Raw genomic sequence first — 5,929 nt, 5'->3', positions numbered from 1 at the left:
GTCGTGGCTCATGCCTTCTCCTTAACTTTGAAACGAAGGAGTGTGGCGCGTTCATTTCATCATTGCTAGATGGTTGCGTCGGACGCTTACCTTGGCTATGGCTTTGCAGTGCTTGCGCAATCATTCTTAGGAAGATGCGCAGCACCATATTGGGCACCGCCCCGTCGCGCTGCATGAAGTCGCGCAGCCGCTTCGAGACCGAGAGCACCCACTGACGCACAGGAAGCCGAGGAGAAACATGATCCGTCAGGTGCGCGGCCTTCTCCACCATGCGCCGGATATTGCATGAGAGGTAGACACCCCGGCCTTTGCAGGAATAGGCCACGAAGTAGTCGCACCCGCAGTCGTTACACCACGCCAGGGAAAAGAAGTGCGCAAACATGCCGCATTCCGGATATTTGCGAAAGGCTTGACGGACATAAGGCTTGGGGGTGTGGCTTTTCCGGTTTTTTTGTTTACAAATTTCCCTGGTCAACTGAGGGTGGAACTGTATCTGCAGGATAGTAAAGCCGAGCGCATTCGTCGCGAAGTACCCCGCCAGTGAACGTCAAGTCATTGCGGTAGGCTTTGGCAATGAAGTCGAGGGTATTGACATGGCGCACCTCAAAATAGCTTTCGTGGACGTCATCGCAACCGGCCCCAAAAACGATGCGGTTGACCTTTGACCAGATCGATGCCATCGTGCACATGCCGCATGGCTGAAGGGTCGAATAAAGCGTTGCGCCATGCAATTGACCTCCCAGATTGTCGGCAGCGGCCAGTTCCAGTCCAGCTCGCCGAAAGGCCACCATCTCTGCGTGAGCGGTCGCATCATGCAGGGTCTGGCATTCGTTGTGCGCAGTGCCAATGATCCGGCCATCGTATACGATCACGCAGCCGATGGGTGTCGAGGCAGGATCACTGCCACGCGAGGTGGCAACTTTGAGCGCTTCCCGCATCCAGCACTCATCGACTTGCAGGGACATCAAATTTCTCCTACTTGCAGATTCATGAAAATTCAATGCCCAGACGTGTCTTGCGGACGACTGGCCTCAAACAGAAACCAAGTACGGCGTTCTGTCTCGTCGATGTACACCTCTATCAGGCTTGTGGTGGCAATGTCATCGTGCTCCTCGCACACGCCATGCGCTTCCCGGAACCGTGAGACCAGTGTTTTATTGTCATCACACAGTTCGCCCAACATGTCAGATGGTTCAACGTACTCTGCATCATTGTCCAAAATTCGTTGGGTTCTTGCAATGTGTCCAATGGAGCGCAGAGTGTTACCGCCAACCTTCCGAATGCGTTCGGCGATCGGATCGGTCATTTCATAGATTTGCGTAGCTTGTTCATCGAGCATGACGTGGTAGTCGCGAAAGTGCGGACCTGACATGTGCCAGTGAAAGTTTTTGGTTTTGAGATACAGCGCAAAGATATCGGCCAGAATGCCGTTCATTGCTGCAGCGATGTCTTTGGTTGCAGCAGCTTTCAAATCAGTCGGTGTTCGCAACGCTGCCACCTGATGTTGATGACCTTCAGCAATTTGTTTTTCATTAGGCTTTTTCATAGTAACTCTTTCTTCAGTGATTGGGTGATTGGAAGGAGGAAAGCCAGACCGGGCAAATCAGGTCTGGACGGATAGGCATTTCAACCACGAGAAACCGAGTATCGACCCCTGAAAGAGCCCTCACGGCGCCGTCATCGTCCAAGGTGGTCAGTATAGCGATCTGGATGTTGTCGATCAGCTTGGCGCAGTGAGTGAGTTCGACAACGCTTTGGCTTGCGATTTTCATGGGTTAACCTCGTTGTTGTGTCCATGTGAAAGCGCGGTGGGCGGCGGCCACCTTGGCGCCGTTCACCATCGCGCCATCCATGGTGCTGGCCATCACTTCGCTGCCTTGCACTGTCTTCACGTTGCCTGCCTTTAGGTCGGTCGACATGACCTTGCCCGAAACCACGTGGTAGGTCAGCATAGACTTCAACTTGGCCTTGTCTTTTAGCAGGGCGTCGACGGTGCCTGGCGGCAGTTTGGCGAACGCATTATCGGTGGGGGCAAAAACTGTGAATCGACCGGCACCTTTGAAAGCGTCAATGAAGCCGACTGCTGTGAAGGATTTGGCCAGCGTTTTGAAATGGCCATCGGGAATGACGACATCGATCAGGGTATTCATAAAGTCTTCCTTCAGTTGGGTGGGTGCCGCGCCCCAGTTGCGCGGTACCCTGCACGACGAGATCTTTGCAGAACTTGCGGCAAGTGCCAAATTTACTGCTGCAAATACGAAGCGTCTGTGCGCCAACGAACCGAGCGCTGCGGCGCATTCACCCAGTATCGCGCCATGGGCCGTGCCGTTGCATGCCCCCTCTGGAGGCGCTTGCGATGCACCTATTGATCCCCGTACAGCAGCTCCCCTTAGTGGCCTTGGCCAGTTCGGCGGCGTGCAGCTTTTTGGTTTGGACCGTAAATGTGGTGCGCAGCACCTTAGTACGACCGCTTTGACGGCCCAGAAATGCGACACCTGCGCATCTTCGGGCTGGCCGCCCCACAGCCGGATGGGGGGTGGTCGTGCGCGGTGGGAACAGACTTCGCCGAGAACGTCGAGGCTATGGTCTCGAAGGTCACTCGTTTCAAGCCTGGCGATGCTTGTTGGGAATCGTCTCTTTGCGAGGCCCGCTGCGGTTTTCTCTGTAAAAAGCTGCATCGAGGTGAGAGTCTGGCGGGCACCGAAGAAAGCATCATCCTCAATGGTGTGTGCGCCACCGAACAGACCAGCGAATGCACCCCCAGCATATTTCGTTATGACCCTCACGACCTAAGGCGTGGCTCACGTTACGCACCTGATTGGCAACAGAGGAGATCGTGCAGCAGTCGACCCAAGCCGTGATGTCGCAGTGTTATCGCGCCGTTTGCAGCCTGGCCCGTTCAGCTCACGGAAGCGGGCCCCCGGCCTATATGGAACAAGTTGAGCACAACGCATTTATTGAAAGGATTCCCCATGATCTCCGCCCGTGGCTATGCCGCCCATAACCCGCACAGCCCTCTGCGCGCCTTCGCCTTTGAACGGGAAGAGCCGCGCGAGCGCGACGTGCAGATTCAGGTGCTGTTCTGCGGCGTCTGCCACTCCGACATCCACCAGGCAAAGAACGAGTGGTCGAACACCGTATACCCATGCGTGCCAGGCCACGAAGTGGTTGGCCGTGTGACGAAGATCGGCGCTAGCGTGACGACGCACGCCGTGGGCGACATCGTCGGCGTGGGTTGCATGATCGACAGCTGCCGTCATTGCAAGCCGTGCAAGCTGGGACTGCAGAACTACTGCGAAGGTCCGAACAGTTGGCTGGCCACCTACAACGGGCCCATGGTGCCCGCCAAACTGGCGCCTGGAGGGCTCAACGCCTACGGACGCGACAACACCTACGGCGGCTACTCCGACGTGTTGGTAGTGAGGGACGACTTCCTGATCAGGATTCCTGCGGCGCTGAAGCCCGAGGTCGCCGCGCCCATTCTGTGCGCGGGCGTCACCACCTACTCACCCATGAAGCACTGGAAGGTTCAAGCGGGCCAGAAAGTCGGCATCATCGGCTTCGGCGGGCTGGGCGACATGGCCGTCAAGCTGGCACTGGCCATGGGCGCGCAGGTCGTCATGTTTACCAGTACCGCCGCCAAGCTTGCGGAGGCGCGCAAGCTTGGCGCCGACGCCGTGCTGGAGAGTGATGCAAAGGCCTTGGAAGCCCACGCGTCGAGCTTCGACTTTATGTTGTCCACGGTGCCGCAGCGCCACGACCTGAATCCCTACCTGCCATTGCTAAAGCGCGACTGCACGCTGGTGGTGGTAGGTGCGCTGGAAGTAATGGAGCCTGTCAACAATCAGCAAGTCGCCTTTCACCGTCGAAGCGTTTCAGGGTCGCTGATCGGAAGCATTGCCGAGACCCAAGAAGTGATTGATTTCTGCGCCCGGCATGGCATCGGTCCAGACATCGAGATGCTGCGCATCCAGGACCTGAACGAGGCCTACTCACGCATCGAGCAAGGTGAAGTTCGCTTCCGCTATGTCATCGATATGGCGTCACTGGCTGAGGAACCGGTGCCCACCAACTTGGCGTAGGGCTCGAAGGGATTGCCGTGCAACCAGCGGTGATCCAGTTGTCACCTTCCGTGCGTGCGCCCTGAACGAATCCATGTTACGCACCGCTGCATCGAGTTGTAGAAAAGTACCTCAGAGACCTTGTACAAATTAATTGCTGCCCGCCAGCAACGCTAAAAAATCTTGTTCACCCGCAACCAGCCCCGCCTTGTGCTTGGTTGCGGCTGCTGAAGTTTGACGACTTTCAGGTTCGCCCGAAAGTAACGCTAACACTCGCGGATGCACATACGATTTTCGACATACCGCTAGCGTGTTTCCGAGCAGGTGAGCCACTTCAGCCAGTAGCCGGTTTGCCTGGGCAGCGTTCGGCTGTAGCTGCTCCGCGTCTGAAAGCTTGCGCCACAGCTCCAAAGCCAGAACGCTGCCATGCCAGGTGCGGAAGTCTTTGGCGGTAAATTTTCCTTTGCAAGCCGCCTCCAGGTAAGCGTTGACATCCGTTGAGCCGACGTTTTGCACCTCTCCTTTATCGTCTACATAGTGGAACAACTCCTGCCCGGGCAAAGCCTGGCAACGGCGTGCGATGCGTGCGATACGCGGGTCTGCACTGCCGCACAGGCAGCTTAGAAAAAGCACGCATCGGTTGATCACTACAGGCAGTTATTCACTGCCGCACAGGCAGCTTAGAAAAGCAGCATCAGCACGAGCGACACATCGCCAAGATTCACTGCCGCACAGGCAGCTTAGAAAGTCAGCAAGTCGAAGCAGAGCAGCAACAGGCCATTCACTGCCGCACAGGCAGCTTAGAAAGCAAAGACTAGCGCGCAAAGCTCTAGTGATCAATTCACTGCCGCACAGGCAGCTTAGAAAATTGGCATCTAGCGCGGCGGGATTTGCTTTATATTCACTGCCGCACAGGCAGCTTAGAAAACAAAAATAGAAAAGTCGGGAAAATTTCACATATTCACTGCCGCACAGGCAGCTTAGAAACTAGTGAAGCGTCTGAAATGACTGTGCTATCAATTCACTGCCGCACAGGCAGCTTAGAAAACGAGAATCCACTCCACCACACATGGGTGAACATTCACTGCCGCACAGGCAGCTTAGAAATATGGGAAGAGTTAGATTCACCTCGGCAATATATTCACTGCCGCACAGGCAGCTTAGAAAGTCAAAATAAGATCCTCGAGATTTTTCTTAATATTCACTGCCGCACAGGCAGCTTAGAAAATTGGCATCTAGCGCGGCGGGATTTGCTTTATATTCACTGCCGCACAGGCAGCTTAGAAAATTCAAACGTGCGTAGGTTTTAGCGACGTCATATTCACTGCCGCACAGGCAGCTTAGAAAAGCATAGCAACAACGACTGCCACATTAACCGCATTCACTGCCGCACAGGCAGCTTAGAAATGATGGAGTTTCAAGACCCGACACGTGAAGAAATTCACTGCCGCACAGGCAGCTTAGAAATGGCGAGGGATTGACGGCAGAAGGGCACGCAAGGCAGGTCGCTAAAGATTGGAAGACCTATAGTGTTGCGTATGACGATGGATTTTTTATGTGATTGTCATAGATTTTCTGAAATTTAAGAAAATATTGCGAATGTTTGATTTTTACCTGACACCCGAGCTACAAAAAAGGATTAAGTGTCTGTACTCCGGTACTTTCAAAATCTTTGACGTTGCGTGTCACGACGGTTACCGGAAATTTACTTGTGTAGGATGTCCTTTCCCTTTACACACAAACCCACGAAAATCCAAAAAATGCGTTAGCAGGAAAGTGGCGACGGCATCGCAACTCTTCAAGCGATTGAATTCGTATTCCAAACAGCACCCCTTGTACAGGGCGCTCAAAGAATTTGGTAAGATACC

7 protein-coding genes, 1 pseudogene and 1 CRISPR repeat array are annotated in these 5,929 nt (G+C 54.6%); of the genes and pseudogenes, 2 read left to right on the top strand and 6 right to left on the bottom strand.

Features of this window, described 5'->3' with window-relative positions:
- Nucleotides 1-88: 88 nt before the first annotated feature.
- The 5 genes and pseudogenes from AAKU61_RS21970 to AAKU61_RS21950 form a co-directional block, all read right to left on the bottom strand.
- Nucleotides 89-436 (bottom strand): annotated as a pseudogene (locus AAKU61_RS21970) (transposase zinc-binding domain-containing protein); the annotation flags it as partial.
- Nucleotides 437-455: 19 nt separating this feature from the next.
- On the bottom strand, nt 456-965 hold the full coding sequence (locus tag AAKU61_RS21965; RefSeq protein ID WP_354335690.1) for a nucleoside deaminase: 510 nt from the start codon (nt 963-965) through the stop codon (nt 456-458).
- A 32-nt stretch (nt 966-997) separates the two neighbouring features.
- Nucleotides 998-1,546, bottom strand: coding sequence for a Dps family protein (locus tag AAKU61_RS21960; protein ID WP_354335688.1), 549 nt, complete (start codon nt 1,544-1,546; stop codon nt 998-1,000).
- A gap of 13 nt (nt 1,547-1,559) precedes the next feature.
- The gene (locus AAKU61_RS21955; RefSeq protein ID WP_354335686.1) at nt 1,560-1,772 is read right to left on the bottom strand and encodes a hypothetical protein; all 213 of its coding nucleotides are present in this window, start codon (nt 1,770-1,772) and stop codon (nt 1,560-1,562) included.
- A 3-nt stretch (nt 1,773-1,775) separates the two neighbouring features.
- Nucleotides 1,776-2,150, bottom strand: a complete 375-nt coding sequence (locus tag AAKU61_RS21950) for a fasciclin domain-containing protein (RefSeq protein WP_354335684.1) — start codon at nt 2,148-2,150, stop codon at nt 1,776-1,778.
- 822 nt (nt 2,151-2,972) lie between these two features.
- Between AAKU61_RS21950 and AAKU61_RS21945 the strand changes: the two genes are divergently transcribed.
- The gene (locus AAKU61_RS21945) at nt 2,973-4,082 is read left to right on the top strand and encodes an NAD(P)-dependent alcohol dehydrogenase (protein WP_354335682.1); all 1,110 of its coding nucleotides are present in this window, start codon (nt 2,973-2,975) and stop codon (nt 4,080-4,082) included.
- A gap of 129 nt (nt 4,083-4,211) precedes the next feature.
- Here AAKU61_RS21945 and AAKU61_RS21940 read toward each other — a convergent pair whose 3' ends face one another.
- Entirely contained in the window at nt 4,212-4,643 is a 432-nt protein-coding gene (locus AAKU61_RS21940; protein ID WP_354335692.1) for a hypothetical protein, read from the bottom strand.
- 17 nt (nt 4,644-4,660) lie between these two features.
- Nucleotides 4,661-5,528: direct repeats of the CRISPR family, unit length 28 nt; unit sequence ATTCACTGCCGCACAGGCAGCTTAGAAA.
- A 132-nt stretch (nt 5,529-5,660) separates the two neighbouring features.
- On the opposite strand from AAKU61_RS21940, the gene AAKU61_RS21935 reads away from it, so the two are divergent.
- Nucleotides 5,661-5,929: Tn3 family transposase (locus tag AAKU61_RS21935; protein WP_354335680.1), on the top strand; the 269-nt coding region annotated here is incomplete at its 3' end.

Source organism: Undibacterium sp. GrIS 1.2 (assembly GCF_040544435.1).
Taxonomy (GTDB): Bacteria; Pseudomonadota; Gammaproteobacteria; order Burkholderiales; family Burkholderiaceae_D; genus Undibacterium.
The sequence above is the reverse complement of the archived record's forward strand: the minus strand, read 5'-3'. Positions and strand labels throughout refer to the sequence as shown.